This is a genomic window from Mesorhizobium sp. U510, from assembly GCF_059180695.1.
Genome location: NZ_CP180532.1, coordinates 2,214,929 through 2,237,072, shown reverse-complemented (window position 1 = coordinate 2,237,072; position 22,144 = coordinate 2,214,929). Strand labels below are relative to the sequence as shown.

At 58.9% G+C, this 22,144-nt stretch carries 18 protein-coding genes and 3 pseudogenes; 9 read left to right on the top strand and 12 right to left on the bottom strand.

Translation table 11 applies throughout. The annotated features are described in order from the left end of the window. Window positions 1–56: 56 nt before the first annotated feature. Both ACLGL5_RS12680 and ACLGL5_RS12675 read right to left on the bottom strand, forming a co-directional pair. Window positions 57–1,064 carry an ABC transporter substrate-binding protein gene (locus ACLGL5_RS12680; RefSeq protein WP_069091189.1) on the bottom strand — a complete coding sequence of 336 codons (1,008 nt, stop codon included), beginning with the start codon at window positions 1,062–1,064 and terminating at the stop codon, window positions 57–59. Window positions 1,065–1,109: 45 nt separating this feature from the next. After that, the gene (locus tag ACLGL5_RS12675; protein ID WP_069091188.1) at window positions 1,110–1,880 is read right to left on the bottom strand and encodes an ABC transporter permease; all 771 of its coding nucleotides are present in this window, start codon (window positions 1,878–1,880) and stop codon (window positions 1,110–1,112) included. Between the two features lie 385 nt (window positions 1,881–2,265). Between ACLGL5_RS12675 and ACLGL5_RS12670 the strand changes: the two are divergent. From ACLGL5_RS12670 to ACLGL5_RS12660, 3 genes and pseudogenes are all read left to right on the top strand, one after another. Beyond that, window positions 2,266–3,359, top strand: a pseudogene (locus ACLGL5_RS12670) (IS1595 family transposase). A 132-nt stretch (window positions 3,360–3,491) separates the two neighbouring features. Then, a complete protein-coding gene (locus ACLGL5_RS12665) occupies window positions 3,492–4,082 on the top strand; it encodes a PD-(D/E)XK nuclease family protein (protein WP_069091187.1) in 591 nt (196 codons plus the stop codon). A gap of 207 nt (window positions 4,083–4,289) precedes the next feature. Then, window positions 4,290–5,276, top strand: a complete 987-nt coding sequence (locus ACLGL5_RS12660; protein ID WP_141700896.1) for a hypothetical protein — start codon at window positions 4,290–4,292, stop codon at window positions 5,274–5,276. A 185-nt stretch (window positions 5,277–5,461) separates the two neighbouring features. Here ACLGL5_RS12660 and scpB read toward each other — a convergent pair whose 3' ends face one another. Both scpB and ACLGL5_RS12650 read right to left on the bottom strand, forming a co-directional pair. Further along, window positions 5,462–6,223, bottom strand: a complete 762-nt coding sequence (gene scpB, locus ACLGL5_RS12655; RefSeq protein ID WP_069091186.1) for an SMC-Scp complex subunit ScpB — start codon at window positions 6,221–6,223, stop codon at window positions 5,462–5,464. 5 nt (window positions 6,224–6,228) lie between these two features. Continuing rightward, window positions 6,229–7,251, bottom strand: a pseudogene (locus ACLGL5_RS12650) (DUF1403 family protein). A gap of 722 nt (window positions 7,252–7,973) precedes the next feature. Between ACLGL5_RS12650 and ACLGL5_RS12645 the strand changes: the two are divergent. The 6 genes from ACLGL5_RS12645 to ACLGL5_RS12620 all read left to right on the top strand — a co-directional run bounded on the left by ACLGL5_RS12645 (window position 7,974) and on the right by ACLGL5_RS12620 (window position 10,919). Then, on the top strand, window positions 7,974–8,267 hold the full coding sequence (locus tag ACLGL5_RS12645; protein WP_069091185.1) for a DUF2604 domain-containing protein: 294 nt from the start codon (window positions 7,974–7,976) through the stop codon (window positions 8,265–8,267). Next, on the top strand, window positions 8,260–8,556 hold the full coding sequence (locus ACLGL5_RS12640) for a putative metal-binding protein (RefSeq protein ID WP_245307059.1): 297 nt from the start codon (window positions 8,260–8,262) through the stop codon (window positions 8,554–8,556). Before ACLGL5_RS12645 ends, ACLGL5_RS12640 begins: the two co-directional genes overlap by 8 nt. After that, window positions 8,549–8,878, top strand: coding sequence for a putative metal-binding protein (locus ACLGL5_RS12635; protein WP_494372915.1), 330 nt, complete (start codon window positions 8,549–8,551; stop codon window positions 8,876–8,878). Before ACLGL5_RS12640 ends, ACLGL5_RS12635 begins: the two co-directional genes overlap by 8 nt. 98 nt (window positions 8,879–8,976) lie before the next feature. Continuing rightward, on the top strand, window positions 8,977–9,363 hold the full coding sequence (locus tag ACLGL5_RS12630; RefSeq protein ID WP_245307057.1) for a Mov34/MPN/PAD-1 family protein: 387 nt from the start codon (window positions 8,977–8,979) through the stop codon (window positions 9,361–9,363). A gap of 3 nt (window positions 9,364–9,366) precedes the next feature. Continuing rightward, window positions 9,367–10,431, top strand: coding sequence for an E2 ligase fold family C protein (locus ACLGL5_RS12625; RefSeq protein WP_245307056.1), 1,065 nt, complete (start codon window positions 9,367–9,369; stop codon window positions 10,429–10,431). Further along, a complete protein-coding gene (locus ACLGL5_RS12620; RefSeq protein ID WP_245307054.1) occupies window positions 10,389–10,919 on the top strand; it encodes a ThiF family adenylyltransferase in 531 nt (176 codons plus the stop codon). Before ACLGL5_RS12625 ends, ACLGL5_RS12620 begins: the two co-directional genes overlap by 43 nt. 57 nt (window positions 10,920–10,976) lie before the next feature. Here the strand turns inward: ACLGL5_RS12620 and ACLGL5_RS12615 are convergent. The 8 genes and pseudogenes from ACLGL5_RS12615 to rlxS form a co-directional block, all read right to left on the bottom strand. Continuing rightward, window positions 10,977–11,556: pseudogene (locus tag ACLGL5_RS12615) on the bottom strand (DUF3363 domain-containing protein). Continuing rightward, a complete protein-coding gene (locus tag ACLGL5_RS12610) occupies window positions 11,510–11,953 on the bottom strand; it encodes a nucleoside 2-deoxyribosyltransferase (protein ID WP_210184870.1) in 444 nt (147 codons plus the stop codon). The pseudogene ACLGL5_RS12615 and the gene ACLGL5_RS12610 overlap by 47 nt, the downstream one beginning before the upstream one ends. Before the next feature lie 13 nt (window positions 11,954–11,966). Beyond that, window positions 11,967–13,586 carry an SIR2 family protein gene (locus tag ACLGL5_RS12605; protein ID WP_069091182.1) on the bottom strand — a complete coding sequence of 540 codons (1,620 nt, stop codon included), beginning with the start codon at window positions 13,584–13,586 and terminating at the stop codon, window positions 11,967–11,969. Beyond that, window positions 13,579–14,757 carry a GIY-YIG domain-containing protein gene (locus tag ACLGL5_RS12600; RefSeq protein ID WP_083246580.1) on the bottom strand — a complete coding sequence of 393 codons (1,179 nt, stop codon included), beginning with the start codon at window positions 14,755–14,757 and terminating at the stop codon, window positions 13,579–13,581. Before ACLGL5_RS12600 ends, ACLGL5_RS12605 begins: the two co-directional genes overlap by 8 nt. A 654-nt stretch (window positions 14,758–15,411) precedes the next feature. Continuing rightward, entirely contained in the window at window positions 15,412–16,311 is a 900-nt protein-coding gene (locus ACLGL5_RS12595) for a hypothetical protein (RefSeq protein ID WP_069091181.1), read from the bottom strand. 11 nt (window positions 16,312–16,322) lie between these two features. Then, complete coding sequence (locus tag ACLGL5_RS12590) at window positions 16,323–18,686, bottom strand: S8 family peptidase (RefSeq protein WP_245307253.1); 2,364 nt, start codon at window positions 18,684–18,686, stop codon at window positions 16,323–16,325. 103 nt (window positions 18,687–18,789) lie between these two features. Beyond that, on the bottom strand, window positions 18,790–19,872 hold the full coding sequence (locus tag ACLGL5_RS12585) for an AAA family ATPase (RefSeq protein WP_069091179.1): 1,083 nt from the start codon (window positions 19,870–19,872) through the stop codon (window positions 18,790–18,792). A 231-nt stretch (window positions 19,873–20,103) separates the two neighbouring features. Continuing rightward, window positions 20,104–22,074: a relaxase/mobilization nuclease RlxS gene (rlxS, locus tag ACLGL5_RS12580; RefSeq protein ID WP_069091178.1), complete on the bottom strand. Its 1,971-nt coding sequence runs from the start codon at window positions 22,072–22,074 to the stop codon at window positions 20,104–20,106. Window positions 22,075–22,144 lie beyond the last annotated feature (70 nt).

Genomic DNA, 22,144 nt, shown 5'->3' with positions numbered 1-22,144 from the left:
CTACCTTCTAAGGCTAGTGGCGGCGCAAACGCCGCCACCGCCCCGTCTAACCATCATTACGGACAGGCAGGGACCTGAGCGGGAAGATAGTCGTCAGTGTGCTTGGCCTCGATGCCCCCCTCGCCCAGCGACCCGAAGGTCGCTGTCAGCACCTCTCCGGTAGTCTTCCACAAGATCGCAGGCGGCTTGCCCAGGCCTGTGGCGCCAGATACGCAGAAGTCGCTCATGACGTATTTCGTCAACTCCTCCAAAAGCGCGGCCTTTGTTGCAGAGTCGGGGTACCTTGAGCGAAGCGCATCGACGGCGGCCTCGGGGTTCTTGATAGTAGCAGCGTACCCCTTCAGAGTGGCCTCGATGAATTTTTTGTAGAGCTCCGGATTTTTCTTAAGCTTGTCGTCGCGAGCAATAACGCTTAGGCCTACGATAGGTGCGCCGTTGTCTCTGTAGAACATTATTTTCGTTTTAATACCTTTTTCTCCAAGAGGTATCATCACGTCGCCCGGCGTAGCTGATACCCCGTCAACCTTTTTCTCGGCAAGCAATCCGAGATAACCAGAAGCGTCGGCTGAAAGAATATTAATCTTTGACTTGTCAACGCCATTGGCGCGCAACATGGTCTCAAAGAGTGCGATATCTGCAGAGCCTGCAGGAATGGCTATAGTTTTTCCTTCCAAATCCTTTGGTTTTAGGATGGAGGAATCCTCAAGAGAAATGATCCCCCACTCCGGCGCCTGGTAAATCGGGGCAATGATTTTGATAGGTGCGCCTTTCGCTGCAATCGCGATGGCGGAAGAACCACTCGCCAGTCCGACATCAGTGCTGCCAGCTGCGACGAGCTGCGACGTCGTTCCAGAGCCTTTGCCAGGCTCGATCTCAAGATCGATCCCTGCCGCTTTATAAAAGCCTAGGGCATCCGCATACTGAATACCGATATCTGAGTTGCCTGGGGTCCAGTTGATTGTCAGCTTGAGCTTTTCTGCACCCATTGCTGGTGAGATGGCAAGCGCAGCCACTAACAACCCTGCTTCTGCTGAACGTAGGCAATACTTTATGTACTCTTGCATGTCGTTCTCCTCTTGTTGATGATTGTCCGATCTAGGATGTTTCCCCTAGCCTCTATATTTTCGCATGACCTTTGTTTCCAAAAGCAAACTTAGCGAATTAAGTACGACGCCGATGAGTGCGGTGATGAGCACGACCGCGACGATTTGTTGAGTATCTCTATTTCGAGCGCCGATCAGCGCCGCGAACCCAAGCCCGTCGTTTGATGCGAGGAACTCACTAACTACCGCGGTGGTAGTGGCTACCGCGAGGGCGATGCGGAAGGCGCTCATGAGATACGGGAGCATCGCTGGCCAGTCGATGTACCGAAACGTCTGCAGCGTACTTGCACCCATGGTTCGCGTGACAAAATACAGACGATCCGGGGTGCTTCTTATGCCTGCAACAGCATTCACTAAAACGGGGAAAAAAACGCTGAACCCCACGAGGATCGAAGGGGCCACCACGCCATATCCAAACCAGATGATCAGAATTGGCACCAACGTTATCAGCGGCATGGCCTGCAGAAAAACGACGAAGGGGTACAGCGCTTTTTCCAGCAAGCGTACCTTTGCTAGCGCCAGTCCCGTGGGAACGGCTGCTGCCACGCCGCACCCGAATCCTATCGCTATTACCGTCAAGGTTGATGCTGCATGAGCTAAAAAATAGCCGAACTTGGAACCGACGAGACCGAGCACCTGCTCTGGACTTGGGAGAATGTAATCCGGAATGTTTAGCAATCTCACCGAGACCGACCAAACCACAGCAAGGAAAAGAAGCCAAAACAAGGTGACAACCCCATCTGGCAGCGTGCCAGTCAATCGAAAAAGCCTTGTCATCCTGTCACCGATCTCACTTGGGATGCATGGACATGCGGAGCGCTCACACTTTCTGCTCCGCCATGCAAATCCCGACTGCTGTCTGGAACATCAACTCAGATAGAACACCATTCCATTAATCACATGCTGGCGCTGTGGTCAATCATGATTCGCTAATACCAAGTCATGGGAGTTGACCGATATGGGCCCACTCCCGCATTCCGATTGAAGTGATGGCATCCGGGACGGCGAGGAGTTTGTGCCAAGCCTCGCGTGCGGCGTTGATGATGGGTCGGAACAAGAGCAGTGCGAAATCGTACGCGGCCTTCATCAACCAAAGACAGCAATATCCTTGTGATCTATGGCTTTCCATGCGATTCTTCGGGCTGATCTGAAGGAGATGAGAATGCCTGAAATGCTTGCAGCGCTTTCCAGCATTCGGACTGTTGAAGAAATGATCGCGGCCTTCCGGGATGAGCAGCATTGCCGTCGATTGCTGGAAAGCATGGTGTGGCCGGATGGCCGGATCTGCCCCGCCTGCGGATACAAACGCTCGATTGCGCTTGCCGGCCGCGATACCGGCAAGCGGCGCGCCCGACTGGGTCTTTATCAATGTTCCAGCGGCGATTGCCGGTTCCAATTCACGGTGACGACACACACGCCTCTGCACTCCACGAAGCTTCCCTTGCGTGTTTGGCTGAAGGCCATGTGGCTGTTACTGCAATCCGACAAGGGCTTGTCGTCGGTGCGCCTGGCCGAGGCGCTCGGGGTGAGCCAGCCAACGGCCTGGCGGATGGGACATGCACTGCGTCTCATGGTGGCGCGGGAAGACATGCTCGCCGGCACGGTGGAGATCGACCATTTCCATCTCGGCGGAAGGCCCAGAAAGAATCCCGACGAGCCGCCTCCGGGCCGCGGCCGGAAAGGCCAGGCGAATACGGACAAAACGCCAGTCATGGCAATGGTGCGGCGGCCGACTGATGTCATGCCTGGCACTCTGGCCGGCGACACGCGTGCGGCGGTCGTGACCGTCTCTCGGCGCGCGCAAGCGAACGCGTCATCGAAGCGCAGATCGAATCCGGAGCTCATTTGATGAGCGACGAGTGGAAGGCATTCATGGCCATTGGTGAGAGCTTTGCCAAGCATGAGACCGTGAAGCATTCCAGCGGTGAGTACGTTCGCGACGCCGTTCACGTCAATTCGGTGGAGGGTTTCAACTCCCGCGTCTGCCGTACCATCGCCGGCGTCTTTCATCATATCAGCCCGCAGCATGCCGGCCTGTATTTCCACGAGATCGGCTTCCGATGGTCGCAGCGCGTCGTCACAGGAAACGTCATTCGCAAAACCCGGCATGGCCAGGAGAGCGTGCGAACCTTGTGGTCGCGCGTGCCGCCTGCGCTGCAATTGACGAATGTTTTTCGCACCGCCACGGGTCGTCAGATGCGCCGAAGCCCGGATGGCGGCATCATCATCAAATCAGCCGTCGCTGTCTTTGGTTGATAAAGGCCGCGTACGATTTCGCACTGCTCTTGTTCCGACCCCATCTTCGCCACGGAAGCCGAAGCCATTACCGAGCGGCAGGCGCGGCTGATCTGGCTTGCGCCCAGCCGGGATGAGAACACGGCCGGAGCCGTGCTGCAGGAAGAAGAGGCCAGGGTCTGGACCGGATCGGCTTATGACCAGCCAGCCGAACTGCAAGCCGCTGTTTTGGTTCAAGGAAGCCGCGAACGCGGACTGATCCTGCATAAGCTCATGGAAGAGGTGCTGACCAGGGAAACCAATGAGGCAAAGGCAGCCCTTGCAGACCGAGCCACTATACTCATCCGCGCCCTCGGCCGGTTTCCGGTCGCCGACCCGGCGACGGGACTGTCTGCCGAGGAACTGGCGGGCTGTGTCGTCCAGACCCTTGCCCTGCCCCAAATCGCGGCCTTGCGGCCGGCTCTCCTGGCCGAGTTTCCCGTCTACGCCGCGCTTGCGGACGATAGGATGGAAACGGCAACGGCCGGAATCGCGGATGCCCTAACTCTGACGTCTGAAGGCCGTCCAGCCGTCGTCGTCGATTGGAAGAGCGATGTGGCGCCCGATCCCCAGACACTCGACCACTACCGCGCGCAGGTTCGGGCCTATCTCGACATGACCGGAGCCGAGCGCGGTCTGATCGTGCTAATGACCACAGGTGCGGTGATCGGTGTCGGGCCGACAGCCCAGCCGATGGCGGCCTGATCGGAGGGACCGTGCATGCCATCAACGTCTAGCGACGGTCGACGCATTGAGGGCTTGCTGCCGCGATCGACGATCTGCCGACCTCCTCTCGGTTTTTTCTGGCGAATGCAAAGGCTCAATACCGGCTGCCGTGATTGGTCGGCTTAACCGAGCCTCAGTACGCCGTCGGTAAAAGGCATGAAGACTGGGTACATTTGGGGTAGCGATTTGGCAGGCGAAATCTATGTCATCATGACGGGGAACGAAAACAGCCTTTGGTCTCGGTGCCTCAGCGAGAGCCTCGTAGCCCTCGAATTTGGCAAGACCTATTTTGATCCATGGCGCGCAGAAGACTACGATAGCTATCTGGACGTTACGAAAGCTGACGCCGCCAAAGACGACTCAGAGGCCGACGTCAAAGGTCGGGCGACGCTCTGGTTCAATCGAGGTAACGACCTGACGCGCAGCGAAGGCGATTTCTGGCTCCACAGAGACAAGAACAGCGATAGTCTCTATTGGGCCCAGACGACGAGTGCCGATCCGGTTTTTGATCACTCCGATCCCGACAGCGTTATGCTCGCGAAGCCTGTCACCAAGTGGTCCCGCCATGACAAGAAAATGAAGCCGTTGTCATGGAAGACGATCCATCCCGTGGCGAAGGGCTATATCTCCTCAATGGCAGCGATGTTCAGCGTCGCCAATGCGGATATGAAGGCCTATGTACAGGCCCTGATCGACGGAGGTGACCTCACTCAGTGGCATTCGCGCCCCAAGTGGGAAGAACGCCTCGGCGTGCACAAAGGGAAGGCCCTCGGATCGAGCGTATCGCTGCATGAGCTCACCCTCGCAAACCTCATGCTCTCGATCACGGGCGCGGTTGCGAATTCGAATGGCCAGAAGGTCTTCAAAACCTTGAAGAACAAGGAACTCCATTGTTCCGAGGCCGAGATGAAGGCTCATCTTGCCAACCTCTACGAGGAGCAGAAGGGGAAATGCGCTATCACCGGCCTTACGATGCATCTGCATGGGCAGGACGATTGCGATAGCGATATGCTCGTTTCTCCGGACCGGATTGACAGCTACGGTCACTATTCGATCGGCAATGTTCAGCTCGTCTGCCGTTTCGTGAATTTCTGGAAGATGGCCCAGGATAATAATCGCTTTGCTGAACTCCTGGACCGTGTGGTGGCCCACCGGCTCGCAGATACATTGTAGCCAGACCACAGATCGTGCATTTCCGTTGCTGCGTCGTCCCGGCGGGGCATCAATATCTATCGAGCCAATCTTGTCGAAGGCGACAGCATCGCCGTTCATGACCCGATCATCGGCTGCCACACGATCAGTCGTCCTGATCGTGAATTGCCGACTGCTGCCGAAGTCGCAATGAGGCAACGACGTGCTCAAGACAATTGATCCTCAGTGAAATTGTTCTCTGGTTCTTCCTCTTCGCCATCACCTGTCCCGCGGCCTAGTCCCGCTGAAATATCTCCTGCGAGCAGCTTTTCTTTCGACAGCAATCCGGCATCCTCGAGGGCCTCGAAGTCCGGGAGATCGCGCAGCGTGTCGAGGCCGAACTCGAGCAGGAACGCTTTTGTCGTCACATAGGTGCAGGGAGCGCCGGGCGTCGGACTGCGCGGGCCCGACGCAATCAGGCCGGCGCCGCGCAGATGGCCGATCAGGTCGCGACTGATTTCCTTGCCGAGAAACGACGACAGTTCGGCGCGGGTGATCGGCTGGAAATAGGCGATGCACATTAGCACCAGGACGTCCGACTGCGTCAGGTCTACGGCGGGCTCGCTCTCGCCGACGGCTGTGCCAAATGCCCTGCGGATCGCATCGGCGTAGGCCGGCCGGGTCAGGTGCCGAAAACCGCCGGCGAGGGCGACCAGATCGTAAGGGCGGCTGCGTAGCTCCTCGCGAATGTCGTCGATCAAAAGATCGATGCTGCCGCTTTTGCCGACGATGCGGGCAAGCGTCTCGCGACCAACAGGCTCGCTCGCCGCGAAGATGGTGGCCTCGACGCGCTGCATCCATTCCCGCCAACGCGCCTCCGGCGGCAGGTGATCCAACTCCCGGTCAAACAGGTGGTCAGCTGATCGCCGTTCGCCTGATCGGCGGTCATCTGACCGGCTCCCTCCTCGTCTGCGCGCGGCCTCCGCCATTGTCGTCAGAGTCCGTAGATGCGGAAGGTTGGCCGGCCGGACAGCTCGCGCACGGCGCCGAGCTCAACCAGCCGGTCGAACAGGCGGCGCAGACCGCGGTCACTCATGCCTGCGATGTTTTCCGAGGCAACGATCGCGTCGTCGGACAAGAGCTTTTCGACGACGATGTCCGTCGCCTTGGCCCTGAGTTTCGGCGTAACGGCAAGCAGCCGGTCCGCGCGGCGCTCGAGCTCGGCGGAAAGATCGATTGCGCGCAACGCGGCGCGCGCCTGCGCGGCAAGCAGATTTTTGGCACGCTCAGGATTTGTCTCAGCGCCTGTCGCCACAGAGCTGGCTGCCTATCGACGCGGGCGGGCGCTTGTCCCCAAGGCTGCCTCGGCGCCCAGCAGCGGCACCGCGTGCGCCCAACCCAGCCGTTGCGCCAGCAGGGCGTCGGCGAGCCAGCATCCGAAGGCTCGTGCGAAGCCAAATCTTTCGGCGGCCGTGAACGCGCCGGTCAGCATGCCGACCATTCCGATGCCCGCGGAAAGCTGTCGCAGATCGTCTACCAGGTCGCTGACTGGGTCGTCGTCGCGGCGGAGACCGAGGTCATCCAGCACCGCGCCGATGGCCGCGTCGGTCAGCAGATTCTCGGCAGGCGTGCCGGCCAGCCGACGCCAGGCGAGCAGCATCGATCCGGCCGGGCCGACGGACAAAAAATCGCCCGGGCGTGTGAGCAGCACGGCGTTACGCAGCGCGCTTTCATCCTCGACGCGGCCGGCCTGCTTCGCCGTCACCGCGGCCGCCGCAAGCGCCAGTCGCTGCCGCCAGGCGCCGGCCCACCGCTGCTGCCGGCGGATCAGCGCGTCGAGCGCGCCGATGGCGGCGCCGGCAGCGAGCGCGACGTCTTCAACCTCTTTGCCCGCAAGGCTTTGCGCATCCGGGATGGCCCGGCGCAGCCAGGCCGGCACCGTTGCCGTCGGCGCGATTGAAGGGGCGCCGGCAAGCGTGGCGTGGTGACGCGGAGTGGGTTTGGGACGCAGAATCATCGACAGCACGATGAATCATGGCGGCGCTTTTGGCAACAGAAGTGGATAGAAAACGCCGCGCCTGTCGTCAACTTACAACGAATGATAATCTTGCCTTATCAGTCACTTAGCTCTACTCTTCCACTCGCAACAAGTTAGCTGGATAACATTACTCTTCGGGCACACCCGGACGACGGTTCGGTGCAGCCACTCACGTCAATCCGGACAGTCCCGTCTTCTCGTCGCGACTATCCCGGTACCCGGAGTTGGTCACGGCGACCTGCTTCCGAGCCACCTTTCGAATAGGCCGAGCTCGGATCACCAACTCTAAAGCTCCACGTGATTGCCTATTCGATAAACCCTCCGTCAAGATTGCAGCGGCTAGAAGCCGCCGCAGCCAAACCGTCACAGCGCCCGCCCAATCGAACCTGAAATCATACCGGCAGGCGGACTTGCACGGGGGCTGTCAGTGGAGCAGGCGCGTGAAAGAGCACATGAAATAGGTGTATCGCCAATATTTTCGTATTGCTCTAATCGATTATAGTTGTGAAGCGCAATTTCAGCCCGTTTACTTGCCGCTCAAGTCACGCATAAAAGAAGGTAGCACCAATTCGGTAGGTTATCCCCTGTCTTTTGCGTACTCGCGGCCCGTGGCGCCGAGTGGACGATTGAAGATCGCCGGTCTCACTAGCAGGTGGGCACAAGCGCCTGGGGCCGGTTGGCAAGCCACAGGAGTAGGACAAATGTCGAAGGATTCGGGTAAGGGCGATCACGGCGGCGGGCCAGGCAAGATCGAGATCACGGTGGTGGTGAACGGCCAGCCCACGCAGGTCGAAGCCAATCCCAACCAGCCGCTTCACGTCGTTCGTGCCAAAGCCCTTGAGAACACGCAGAACGTCGCCCAGCCGGCCGAGAATTGGGAATTCAAGGATGAGGCCGGCAACCTGCTCGACGTTGACAAAAAAGTTGGCGATTTCGGTTTCCCGAACATTGTGACCCTGTTCCTCAGCCTGAAGGCGGGCGTAGCAGGTGCCTGAAATCCAAACTGTGGACCCTGCGGTTTCGCGAGCGAAGTTCGATCGGCAGATCGGCTGGTTCCAGACACAGGCAGGTGTTTACCGGGCTCAGGGTTGTTTCCTGATCGAGCGGAGCTTCCCTACCGCCTTCTTCATCTTCGCACCGCCCAAGATAAAGCCACAGATAATCGGTGCAGCTGTCGAGATCGACTTTTCCAATTACGACCTCCCGACCTCCGTCGGTGGTTTTCGTCGACCCCTTTACGCGCCGGCCGATTGCCCGGAAGGATTTACTGCTAAGGATGCTTAGACGACCGCATCTACCCGGAGCCCAACCGGATATGATTTCGGTCCTCATGCAGCAGAACGCTCTGTCGCTATCCGACTTCATCCAGGCCAACAGTGCGGAACACACGCCATTCCTGTGCATGGCAGGCGTCCGGGAATACCACGACAATCCAGCCCATTCAGGTGATTCATGGCTTCTCCACCGGGGTTCTGGCGAAGGCTGTTTGGCCTTTATCCTGGACAAGATCATCAAGTACGGGACCGGCCCTGTGGAGCAGCTTCAGTATCAGTTCCAAATCTCAGTGGGAGTCATGGTGGCACCCCTACCCGCCATCCCGGAATGAGCGCTTTCACGGATGTAACGACCGTGGCTCTCCCGCGCGGCTGCATCTCGAGCACGCATGCGCATCTGCGCAGAGTTGGTCGCGAGGGCAATGAGGGGATGGCGCTCTGGGTCGGCGTTCAGCAAGACCGGCACTTTGCCGTAACGGAGACCGTTATCCCGGCGCAGCATCACATTCGGACAAGCGATGGCGTTTGCGTGATAGTTCCGGCCGAAGAACTGCACCGGCTCAATGTCTGGCTCTACAAAAACGGCCTGAAACTCATGGCCCAGATTCACAGCCATCCGGGCCGCGCCTACCATTCGACGACCGACGACGCTTATGCGGTTGCTACCACGGTTGGGTGTCTGTCGCTGGTAGTGCCGAATTTCGCCCGCGAGCCTTTCGATTTTGCTCGGGTCGCCGCCTATCGGCTTGACGGAAAGGCCAACTGGAATGCGCTCTCTTCCGCGGCACTGTTGCGAATGATAACGATAACGAGTTGAACAATGGCATTCGCTAACTTCATCGACCGTGCCGCCACGGCGGCATCTCAGGTCCTTGCCGATTTTCATCTGGAAGACTTCAAAGCAGCTCTTGAAAAGCAGGTCGTGGCCATCGCTTTCGACAATCAGGCGGCCTCGTGCGCCGAAGGCCAGGCGACGCTGGATCTTGCGGTGAGGTTGCTCGCCAGACTCTATCCGGTTCTGGCAATACTCCCCTTGGACAGCGCAGCGAGTTCTCAAGCTCAAGCGCTAGAGCGCCTGCCAAAGTCGATCAATCCAAGAATCGGCATCCGGCGCTCCGGCAAGTTCGCGACGGTCGGCATCGTTGCAGGGGCGACGCGCCCATTACTTCGGTGCCCAACCGTCTTCATTGGATCGGACGGCTGGGCAGCAAAGCTGTCGCATACGGACCCGGTGGGCTCCGGCTCGAGTTTGCTGCCCTATGGAGCTGGCGCCGCCAGTTGCTTCGCTGCCGCCAACGTCTTTCGAACGATCTTCGCCGCCCAGTTGACCGGCGCCGAGTTGGACGAAAACATCGACCTCTCATTATACAGTTATAACAAGACCAAAGCAGGCGACGCAGGCCCGACCGAGTTTAGCGTCGACCTTGGTGAAATGCACTTCGTTGGACTGGGCGCGATAGGCCATGGCACGCTTTGGACCCTGGCGAAGCAACCGGGCCTTTCGGGTCGGCTGCATGTAGTCGATCACGAAACGATCGAGCTCTCAAACCTGCAGCGCTACGTATTGGCCGGCCAGGCAGAGGTCGGCGTGTCCAAGGCGGTCCTTGCAACCACCGCCCTTCGATCGACCGCTCTCGAGGTCGAGGCGCATCCACTGAAGTGGGCAGAATATGTTGCGCGCCGCGGCGACTGGGTTTTCGACCGGTGGCGCTTGACACCGCCGCCGACCGTCTGGCGGTCCAAGGTGCTCTGCCTCGATGGATCGCGAATGCCTGGACGCAGGAGCACGACCTCGGCATCTCGCGGCACGGTTTCGATGACGGCCAAGCTTGCCTTTGTTGCATGTACATGCCGTCCCGGAAATCCAAGGACGAGCACGAGCTGATTGCCGAGGAACTTGGACTACCGGATGCACACGAGCAGGTGAAAACTCTCCTGCAGACCGATGCCGGAGTTCCCAACGACTTTGTAGTTCGGGTAGCTACAGCGATGGCTGTGCCGTTTGAACCGCTAGCCCCGTTTGTTGGCCAGCCCCTGCGCTCCTTTTATCAGCAGGCTATCTGCGGCGGTTTGGTGTTCCAGCTCAGTGATGGAAGTCGCCGCGTTCGAACCGTGGTTGCAATGGCCTTTCAGTCAGCGCTTGCCGGGATTATGCTTGCCGCGGAGCTGGTCAAACATAGTGGGGGTTTTCCCGTGAGCCCGACGACGAGCACTCGGGTGAATCTTCTGCGCCCCCTCAGCTCCCACTTGCACGATCCGAAGGCCAAAGATTCCAGCGGCCGCTGCATCTGTAGCGACGACGATTTCATCGCCGCTTACAGGCGCAAATACGGCAAGCGCGTTGAACAGCTAAGCGATGTCTCCGCCCCCTAAGCAGACGCGGATATCTCGATCCCAGGGCCGGCGGCTTGTGCTCGTGACGAGGGCGAACTACACGCTGGGCCCGCTCCTCTGCCGACCTATCGTCCATGATATCCCCTCCCCGCTCACGATCCCGGACACCTTCTTGCCGATGTGCCGCTCGAGCACCGGCCGCCATGGCACCAGCGTGAACTCGCGACTTTTCAACGACGGCATATTTTCCGCTGGCGAGCTCGACGGACCGGCGTAGCGTACCCTCTACTCGTTCTCTAGACCGGGCTTCGACACAAGGCAGTCCAAGTTCCTCCGACAGCTGCCCGGCAACCCGGTTCAGCTCGCGCTGGCGCAACATCGAAAGCATGTTGGCGCGGTAGACGGACCGATTCTGCCCTTCATGCGCGAGGCCTTGCGCGATCAACCACTGCCGCCGGCGGACTTGCGCTTCCCGTACCTCACCGCCAAAGCCGGAGTTGCGCAAGGCCTCCGGTCGGTCGGCAACGAGCGGCTGGTCAATCCAGGTGGCGCCGTCAAAGCTGACCTGTCGCTCCAGCGAATCCGCAGCGTGATGCGCCTCATCATGACTCGGGTAGCGTGCCGCCCCTTCAACCTGCGTCGCGTGCCGAGAGAAATCCCCGGCGTAACCAAGCAACGAGTTCGATGGTGTTAGCAAAAATCTTCTTGCATCCTGCAATAATCATGGGATTGTCGCCGGAGGGTAGCAATGTGCGATCATCGGTCTTGAGACCAAGGCACACCTTGTTGAGCGCCCGACCGTAGCCAATTTCAAATGCCACGCCTTCATCAATCGTGCGACCATCCAGTACAGCAACGATATAATTGCACCTCCTAATCGCATTGATGTCCGCCTCAAACACCAATTGCCTGGCAGCCTCCAATGGCATCCCTCCATCGACTAGATCGCGCATGAGCTTTCCGTCGCGTTGAGGAAGAAAAACGTGCGCCATAGGCTCAAGAAGGCTTGTCAGCCGCTCATTGAAGCTGCGCTCAATGTCATTGAACAGTGGCGCTGCCAGATAGATACGCATGGACGTTCGAGCATCATTCATAGCGGGCGATAATCGTGTTGAGCTCGGTCGGTTCATATTCCTCGAATAGAACGTGCCGAGCCACCTTGCGAGCAACGTCACCTGGACTGTTCTCATCGGTTGAGAGGACAAACGACGGATTGTAGATCATTTTGAGGGTCATAGTCTGTGCATCAAAATAGGGTTGCTTGCCCGCCTCCTCCGGAGGGCGACCTCGCGCCATATTTCGCTTCACTAGCGTCTTGGAGTCCGCCTCGATAAAAATGATCTCTCCTTTCTGAAGAGGCTGATCGCGAGTTACTAGATCGCGCAATGCATGAGACTTTACCTTATTCTCGTCATCGCCTTTAGAGAAGGCATAAAGATCCAAAGGGGCACGATCCATAAAATGAAGCCCCGCCGTCGCCGCATGCATACGGCGATTCTTCTCCTTCAGTTCCGAATATATGAATTGATCTACCATTTTCTGCTGATCTTCAGTGATCTTACTTGACGCCATATACATTTCACGAGGAGGTGGCCGTGTCCATTCTTCGTGTGTTTGAAAGCATCGCAAGTGCTCGAGCAATGTCGATTTCCCGGAGGCGACAGGCCCCACTATATAATAGTGATACCGAGAGCGCCGATCCTTTCCAAGCGTTTCCACGGTTTCGCTGAACCCTCTTTCATCAAGATTAAGAATATCGAGAAAATTTCTGATCTCAGCAGACGTGAGAAATATCGTTACCAAGTTATACAGCTCGAGATTGGCCTCGAATATGTCCTGTCTTCGCGCCTCTGATAGGACCCCTTCTTCCTTAATCCAGTATATCATATAGTGATGGTTAGCTGGGCTCTTATCCCGGTTGAGGCGTAGGTAATTTTTGAGTGAGCTATCGGCAAGCGAATGACCAATCAACAGCATTGTGTTTTGAACAAAGCGAAGGAACAGATACTCAGAACTGACACCGGGGGAACGTGCACGAGCATCCGCGAAAGAATCTTCCGTGAATATCAGTTGGGGGCTGCGCTTCTTAAGGCTGACACGGGGCAATATTCCATTGACGTGATAAACTGTCGTCAGATTCCCTCGATCGGTAAGAGGCGGTTGCCAAGTGACGCTTAGGGCATTACCGGACTCGCTGCCAAAAGCGCTTTGCTTTACCTGCTCCCCTATCGCATCAGCCAGAAGATCGTCGAAGTTGAAATTTATTACCAGTGATACTTTGCGAGACAGATCACGCAGCTGTGCGAGATAGGGATGCGTTTGTATGACCTCGGCGATTGTTTGCGGGACCTTCTCATAGATCGCCTTGTGAATAGCGTCGCCCCATTCATATTCGACCGTTGCGGACCTAAGCTCTGCCGGCTCCGTGACAGGACATGCCCCCCTGAAGCGATGATAGATGATCTGTCCGAGATATTCAGGTTGGAGTCCCGCCGCAACGTGTGCTGCTAAATCATCAGGGAGGCCGCCCTGAATCTCCGCAAGCCTTTTCAATAGATCCTGCCACCCGGGCACCTTGGCGTCGATTGAAATTCCGGCTCCAGTCACCAGGTTCAGCCGTTGCAGTCTCAGCCTCTGGTAGAGGTGGCACAAAAATCGCGGGAGACGCGGCTGTCGCGCGATGGCGGCATGAAGGTCACTAACCATTATTCAGACCTCGAAATATCGAGGCGACTGAGCCCGCTGCGGCTGGATCATATTTCCCCCCGATCCCACGGATGTTCCATAGTCCAGATTGGCGGATTTGCGCTACAGGAGATTTGAGGCCGAGCCAGTCAGGACCGGGACAATCAATTGTGCGCATTGATTCGCTAAATAGTGCAATCAACTGCATCTCGACCTTAGCGCGCAAGCTTTCCTTGCTAGGTTCGTCATCAACTTCAAGCAGAACCACCTCTAAATCCTGAAGATATCGCGAGACCGCAAGCTCATGCGCAATCTCCAAACTCTTCACCTCGGGGCGCGCGTCCTGACCCTCACCCCAAGTCGCAAGGCTGCCATGGCCGGGGCCGGCCTCCAGCATCGCTCTACCAATGTGCAGACGGAAGATGGAGCCACGATGGTTGCCGATCTGACTGGAAGGTCCCAGGTGATTGCGCAATCGACCCCGCAGGGAAGCCTGCGAGCCAGCGCTAACTGCGTGGGTACCGATCCGCACCACTCGGAAACCAGCGCCTCGGAAGTTCCGTTCGGCGCCGTCCAGGAATATGTAGACCCCGCGTTTTGGCACGGATCTCGATGAAAGTTCCCTGAACGAGAACACACGGTCCGCTATACGCTCTTCACCAATCCAATTATAGAGCCGATCCAGGTCCTGTATCCTTGCGGCCATTCGTTTTGCTTCCGCTAGCCAAATGGCGTGGTCAGAGTATTCAAGGCCCAACCAGGGCGCGACGATATCCAACGGAGAGGCCCTGGCCCTGTTCAGCTCCAGCAACGGCATACTGTATTCGTTAGCAGCAAGCAGCGTCACCTGCCTGCTTTCGGCACGAGCAGCAAGCGCATCAAGCACCTGCTCAGCCCAATCGCGTTGATTGGCTTCAGGCAGATCGGGGAGATTGAGATCATACGGCGCGATAACCATCTCGCCCGCGACGATCCCGTGTTTGCCCGACAAAATTGCGTACGGCGCGCCGAGCGATCGAACAAGATTGATGCAACTTTTGAATCGGTCCGAAGTATAGAGCTGATCTGCGGGGGCGGCTTCTTGGCGCTTCTTTCGGCCGCAGCCAATGACAATGAGTGGAACGACGCCGTTGCGACCGAGCACAGCTTCTCGGAGAAGCATTGTCGGAGGCTCGAACAGTTCGCCCTGCATCACGCCAATCCTCTGACTGCAGGATCATCCGCGGCTTTCATGCTGTGGAATGGCTTGGCAAGAGCGAGTCGACAAAGGAGCAGACCAGCCGTTAACGCCACCGGGGTCCGATTGACAATGATTCGACGAGTCCTTGCGGAGCCTACGTCATGGCTATCACGCAGTGATCGACCGACCTTTAGCTGAACAAGCCTGTGATAAACAGGAGCCCCAGCGGCATACGGCTTTTTGGTAAGGCTCGCGCACTGCCAAGGAGCACTGGGCTGCGTCCGTGTGCGTGTAAGATCGGGTGCAAATCCCATGCGCCTAACTACAGCCGATCTGTTTGTCGCCACCGAACTCGCCAAGGCTGCCGCGCCGCGTGGCTTCTTAGCCGATAGGCCTACTCGTGCGAAAACCGGGCTGACTTGAACATCGAGGATAGGCAGCTCAGCCGGCAACGTGGCGATGCCCCCCAGACAGTCCAGCACCTCCTCATGCTTACGACTCTTGGAGATGGAATTGGGTTTCCTGCCGAGGAGAGATGCGGATTCTCGGACGCTCAAACCCGTCTTGCCAAATCCGTCAATAGAGTCATCATAGGACATGATCGAGCACAGCTTCTCACACGGTTCTGTGATTTTGCTGCATTGAATCATGTTCCCCCCTGGACGCTCAAGGCGCTGCTTGACCGGCTCGTGTGACCCCAAAGATCATGTAATTGAGAGCGATGGGGGAAGCGCCGCTGAGCTTGGGAGCGACAGTTCCGCTCTGCCTGCTAAAGACGAAATCGCTCCAATTCCAGCCGACCTCATTTGTCTGCACAACGACATATGAGCCTAACCGCAATTTGGCGGAAGTGGCAGTTTTCGAGAAATCCAAGCCCAGACCGAATGAAAAGACAGGCCGGTTGTTGCCTTGCTTCTCGATCGCACGAACAACGCCCTTGGCGAGCTGAACGAAGGGCACTAGCACGGGCTGCGCGGTGGTCAGAAGCGATAGCCCTTCCTTGAAAGCAGAGTTATCCAGCGCTTCCACCAGCATGTCGGTTCCGCCGCTGCGAACGTTGATGGTGCGCCCTTCGAAGCTCAGGCCGTCGTTGCCAACGTTCACTCCAACGAAGATGGGCAAGCTTAGCAACGGGGCTGCGCTACCGTCAGTGGCGATGGTCTTCAACGCAAATCGCATCTCCTCCGACTTGCTCCCAGCCTGGTTCTTCCCCGTAAATTCGCACAGTATCTCGTGGCGGCCGGAGCCCGGATAGTTGTGAACGTAGAACCGATCGAGGGTGATTTTCAAACTCGCGCCTTGGAGCTTTTCATCGGGCGCCATCGACGTTGCGTGAACGATGTCCAGTCTATCTCCCGCCGAAGATCCATTCTCGGGAATGAACCCGATCGCCGCGCCAGTGTTAGCCCATTGGTCGTTGGTGAAGAAGGGAACGCTGATCGCCTGACTTCGAGCCCCCAGCTGATGGAAACGGGAAGCCGCTTCGTGATCGCCGATTTCCTCCAGATAGGCGGCGATCTCCAAAGGATGCTTGGCTCCGATGCAATCTGATTTGTCGAATTCCATTCGGTCCCCTTTCAAGCACGTACGCGCGGCCTTGGCCGGATGGCCTCGCGAACGGAGGCGTAAATATCCTCCCGCACGGTGGCGCCGACTTCCAACGTCACCGCGAGCGCATAGGGAACCGCAGCCTGCTGGAAATTCCGGTGGTTGGCGCGCGCCTGGACTCCTATGAACAGCCCGCTGGAGTCCATGAAGGCAGTGCTGTTGCTTCCCTCAAGGATGAAGTGCGCCACGGTTCCGCGCCTTATATCATCCGGATGGGGCTGCATGATCGTCTTCACACCTCGCCAGAACTTACGCTTTCCGTCCTGGTCGACGACGTCCAGCATCACACCTCGATAGGCGATGGAGGTTGGATGAATTGGGGGCAGCCATGCGAGCGTCATCGTGATCCTACGGATCTCCCTTGAGCGGATCATGCTGGTTGGGATTGGAATGCGGTACTCGTGAAGCTGCTCGTGGCTGATCTCATCATCGGCAAGCAGGGTGACACGGTTGACCGCACCTGATATCACCCGCTCGACCGTCGGCTTGCCGTATCCTAGGAATTTCGTGACCGTTGCCCTGCGCCGCCGCCATTGTTTCGTGCCCGGCGGTGGATAAGAGGCGTCCAGCAAGGTACCGGCATCGCCCCACTGGGAGCCGTGCACCAGCAATGCTTTCGTGGCGAGAGCCGCCCGTTTGAAATCCCGCAGGCTGACCCCGTCTTCGGCCAGCACCTCCTCAAGAGCATCGACAATCTGGATACCCGAACGCGTTACGAGAGCTGCTGCGTTGCTCGTACCGGTCGAGCGACGGGTACGCGTAACAGATCCTGCCGAAGGGTCGGGTGCTGCCGTCTCCAGGCCAATGTGTCCGATCTCGTCCGGCCAGACGAGGTGCCCATCGGCGTGATCGGCCGCCCTTGCGACCTGCCGACCTCCAATGTCCACAATATCCGGCTTGAGTGAACGGTTGATCCCGGGGCCGATCGCCGATCCGAGATTTGGAACGCCAATCGGCGCGAACGGGTCGATAGTGTCCGAAGGGCAGGCGCCCGCCCCGTCCGCATGCACGGCACCCACGCTTAGGACATTCATGGCCTCGGCAGGGCTGAGCAGACCGCGAATGCCCTTGCTTGCCTCGACCGCACGAATGAGCGCGATCTGTCGTTCCAGGGGCGAAGCTGCGTTGAACGATGCCTGATCCGGATATCCGGAGGGAAACCGTGCTGTTATATTTCCGGCGCTGACGACGAACAGGATGCCGTATTTGTGCGATAGCCAGTCAAGCAGTCGCGCCCAGGGAGTTGGCCGACGCACGAAAGGCCCTTCTGCGTCACAGATCGAGTGATTGATGATCAGGACATCGGGCCCCGCCGGCCCAGCCTGCTGGTGCTCGTCCTTCAGGGCAAAGACCGCCCGATAGATGATGCCGATAGGAAGAAGGTCCTGGTGGGTACGCTCGTCATTAAGATGCTGGGGTGCGGCCAGGACAGGAACCGCCTTGAGGCTTCTCGTCAGTGGCGCCTCTCCATTTGCTAGATCGCCGTGGATGATCAGGGAAGCAATCGCAGTACCATGATATCGCCGAGCGACGGGAACCCAGGCGCTCGGCACGTCAACCTCGATGACATCCACCCGCCCATCCAGAAGGCGGTGGTTCTGCATTGGGTATCCATCCAGGATCGCGGCCACCGCGGGACGCAGTCCGTCATTTGTGCCCTCACGCAGGCTAGTCACCGCAGAATCCGGCTCGGAGAGGGGCCTGGTGGCGTATAGCGACTGGGGACGGATCGACATGATCGGGTCGGCATTGGCCAAGCGCCCGGTGCGGGAACTAATCGCGCTAGCCTGTTGGGCCGGGACCTCAATCAGTGCCACTTGGTACCGGATGGGCTCGATCGTCACGAAATCGACAATCCGGCCACCCACCGCTGAAAGAATGCCCTCGAGCGCCTGCTTCGCATTCTTGCGGAGTTCCTCGTTCTCGTGGAACCACAGATCGAGTTCAAGCCGCACCGGCGCCTGCGGATCCTTCGCGAGACGGCGGTGGATGAAGAACTGGGTGGCCGGTTCAACCCTGTCAGAAGCATTCCACACCCGGATTTTGGAAAGGTAGCCGAATATTTTCCACCAATCCTTTTCGTCTTCGCGAGGCGATAGCTTCGACTCGAACCGCCGCCACATGGCAAGCAGCTGGCGCATGCCGTTTTCGGTCGGCATGGTGAGGTAGAGGCGAGACATAGCGGAGTCGGCATCTCCCGCGTCGTCCTGGTCCGCATCGTCATCGGTGACAGGGTCGGGGTCTGAGCCGACATAGTCCTCGGTCAGCCACTCGAATCCAAGCTGCTCGGCGGCCGCAACGAACCGCTCGACCGGACCGATGGTTTCGAACACCAAGGCACGTTCGGGAGAAGCGAACGCTGCATTCGTGGTTGCCCCAGCTTCTAGTGATTCCTTTAGAAGGGCGATGCCCGGAGCTAGCCTCCTGGATTGTTCCTCAGAGGAGCGAGCCCTCGGGAAGCGAGCCTTTCGGCTCCCCTTTAAGCGCTTGAGCACGTTTTCGCTTCGGCGAATGCGTATGATCGGCCGGTCTACTATCTTCAGCCCCCCCCCGAATTGACCGTTTCCGCCGGAGCTTGGCCAGACCTTCAAGCAGCGCTTGGTCGGCGGCAAGTTTTCCGCGAGACAAAACGACCTTCCTTCTCACGTCTAAAGTGAAGGCTTCGATATCTGAGAAATTCAGACCGTTCAATGTGCGTACGAATTTTTCCTCAATAAAGGCAATAGAGTCACCGTAGTCTTTCCGGAGCCGATGAAACCACTGGGATATTTCCTGCGGACGTGGAAGTGGCACGTCCACTCGAAGCTCGAAGCGCCTCCACACGGCACGGTCCAAGAGCTCGGGGTGATTGGTGGCGCACACAATCACGCAGTTCGTCGGTATCGCATCCATTTGCAACAGAAGCGAACTCACGACGCGCTTGATTTCTCCGGTCTCCTGGGTATCGCCCCGTTCCTTGCCAACCGTGTCGAATTCGTCGAAAAACACCACGCAGGACTGCCCGGCGACAAAATCAGTGAGCCGGCGAAGGCGGGATGCGGTCTCGCCGAGATAGCTGGCGATAAGTCCGTCATACCGGACGACATAAAATGGCAGCCGCAGCTCGTGCGAGAGTATTTCAGCGAGACTGGTCTTGCCCGTCCCGGGCGGCCCGACCAACAGCACCTTATGCCGCGGCTCGAGACCGTGGGACCGCAACAATCCGATTTCCGAATACTCGTCAATGAATTCCTGGATTTCCCCCGACGTCTCCGGTGCAAGGACGAGATCCTTGAGCCTACGGCTCGGCTTGAGCTCGACCAGTGCGTCACTCAATTCTGGCGGGATGGCGTATTCACGCATTCTCGGCGCACTGGACCTCTTCCTACGATCTGCGTCGATCGCGTCGACTAGTCGCTCAGCGATTCCGTTCTGTTGTTGGGCCCGCGCCTCGGCGACAAGCGCCTGAAGCGGCAGCGAGGCACGGTCGCTGGAAAAGCCAAGATCGTCATCCTTCCGTGCGATGCCGGTTCGCGCCATTGTTCCGTTACCTTCCGCGCTCGACTCGTCCCCAATGCGGCGCTGTTTCCCATTAATGATAAGCCAATTGGCAACCAGCGCCAGAGGCAGGGTGCAAAAAGCTGCCCCTCTCCTGACGATCCTATTGTCATTCGAAGCCCGTTAACGTTCGGTTTTGAGGCTGCCACGACGGTTCAAAGGTGACACGGTTTCGATGAGACGTGCAGTACCTCCTTTCACGCCGCGCCGCCACTACGAAACGCTCTGTCCGCTCCTCTGCCGTCCGAGGGTCCATGAGATGGCCTCCCCGCGCACCACACCGGAAACCTCCTTGCCGAGATGTCGGTCAAGCACTGGTCGCCATGGCACCAGCGTGAATTCTCGCGACTTCTCGATGACAGCGTACTTGCCGCTAGCAAGGTCGACGGATCGGCGCAGCGTGCCTTCTATTCGATCTCCAGGCTGCGCTTCGGCATACGAGAGACCGAGCTGATCCGACAGCTGGCCGGCGACACGGTTCAGCTCGCGCTGGCGCAGGATCGAAATCATGTTGGCACGATAGACGACCCGGTCCTGTTCTTCGTGCGCGAGGCCTTGCGCGATCAGCCACTGCCGCCGACGGGCATGCGCCTCCCGCACCTCATGCCCGAAGCCTGAGTTGCGCAACGGCTCCGGTCTCTCGGCAACCAGGTTCCGGTCGAGCCAGGTGGCGCCTTCGAAGCTGACTTGGCGTTCCAGCGGCATTGATGAGAGCTTCTCGACTATCACAGGCTCGACCCTGGCCCGCAGGCGCTCGTATTCCGCGACACGATCGAGATGATCCGGCGCGATGATCCAAGTGCCATTCGGCTCGCGCTCCACGCCGCCGGTGGAGCGCCGGATCGCCTCCAGCCGGCGGATATGCGTCTCGGCAAAGCTTTCGGTGGCGAACGCATCATGCTTGAGGTGCATATCGACGCTGTAACGGCCGCCGTGTGCGGTAGCGATGTCGGCGATTGTACGGTCGACTTGCCTGGGCTTGGTATCCCTCGACGTGACACGCACGATGCAGCCGTCGGGCGTCGGTTCTGTCAACTCGCCTTTGCCGATGTCTACCCAATGGCTTTTGCCGTCAACGCCGTCGACGATGAGGTAATGCCGATCGTTGATTTCGTCGGCGAGCCCGCGCGCGACGAGGCGGCCGACGACCGGTGGGGAGGGCTCTTCACGTCGATCGTGGACAAGGTAATCGGCGGCACTGCGAGCGACCCCCTTGCCAGTCAGCTCGCGGTGCATGGTCTTGATGATGTCGCCGCGTTCGCCGGTGCGGCGCAGGGTGGCTTCCAGCTCATCATCCAGGCGCCAGCGGACCGGGTCGACCTCCTCGGCTAAGCCCATCCGCTCGAGCTTGCGCAGACGGCCCTGATGCAGCGTCTGGCGAAAGGCGTCGCGGCCGTTCGTAGAAACAAGTCGTTCCTCATCGCGCATGCGCAGCAGCTGCCGGTCGATGCTGGTGAAGCGTTCCTGCTCCATTTCCTGGCGCAAGCGCTGTTCAATCTCGCGGTCGGTGCGGGGACCGAGGTCGAGGCTCACCAGTTCGGCCGCCCGCTCGCGGATGCCGCTCGAAATATACTCCCGCGCGATGACGAGGTTTTCGCCGCGATCATCCTTGCCGCGGACAATGATATGGGTGTGCGGATGGCCGGTGTTGAAATGGTCGACGGCAACCCAGTCGAGCTTCGTACCGAGATCCTCCTCCATCTGCGCCATGAGCCGCCGCGTCAGCGGCTTGAGGTCGTCATACTCAATGCCGTCTTCCGGTGCGACGATAAAGCGGAATTGATGCCGGTCGCTATCTGCGCGATCGACGAAGGCCTTACTGTCGATGCGATCCCTGCCGGGGCCATAGAGTTTGCCGGGTTCGCCTTCCCTGGTGACGCCATCGCGCTGGATGTAGCGCAGATGCGCACGCGCTCCGTCCGCACCCTTGCCGGCCAGCTTCACTATCCGCGCCTTGACCATCACCCGCCGCTGCCGGAAGGCGGCATACCGGTCGCGTGACTTGAGCAGCGCGGCCGCCGCCCCGCCGCGGCCTGTCCGGCTCCCCGTGAAGCGACCGCCGCGCTGGAGGCGGCCGCCGGCTCGGTTGATCGCTGCCTTGACCTGGCCGGCATAGCGCTTGCCGGCTTTCGAGCCACGCGAGCCGATCTTGCCGAGCTTCGGCCTGAACTCATCGTCCTGCATACCAGCCTCCGGGCAAATTCAAGCGAAACCTGGGTCTCGCTGGCCCACCCTCCTGGCGCCGCCGGCAGCC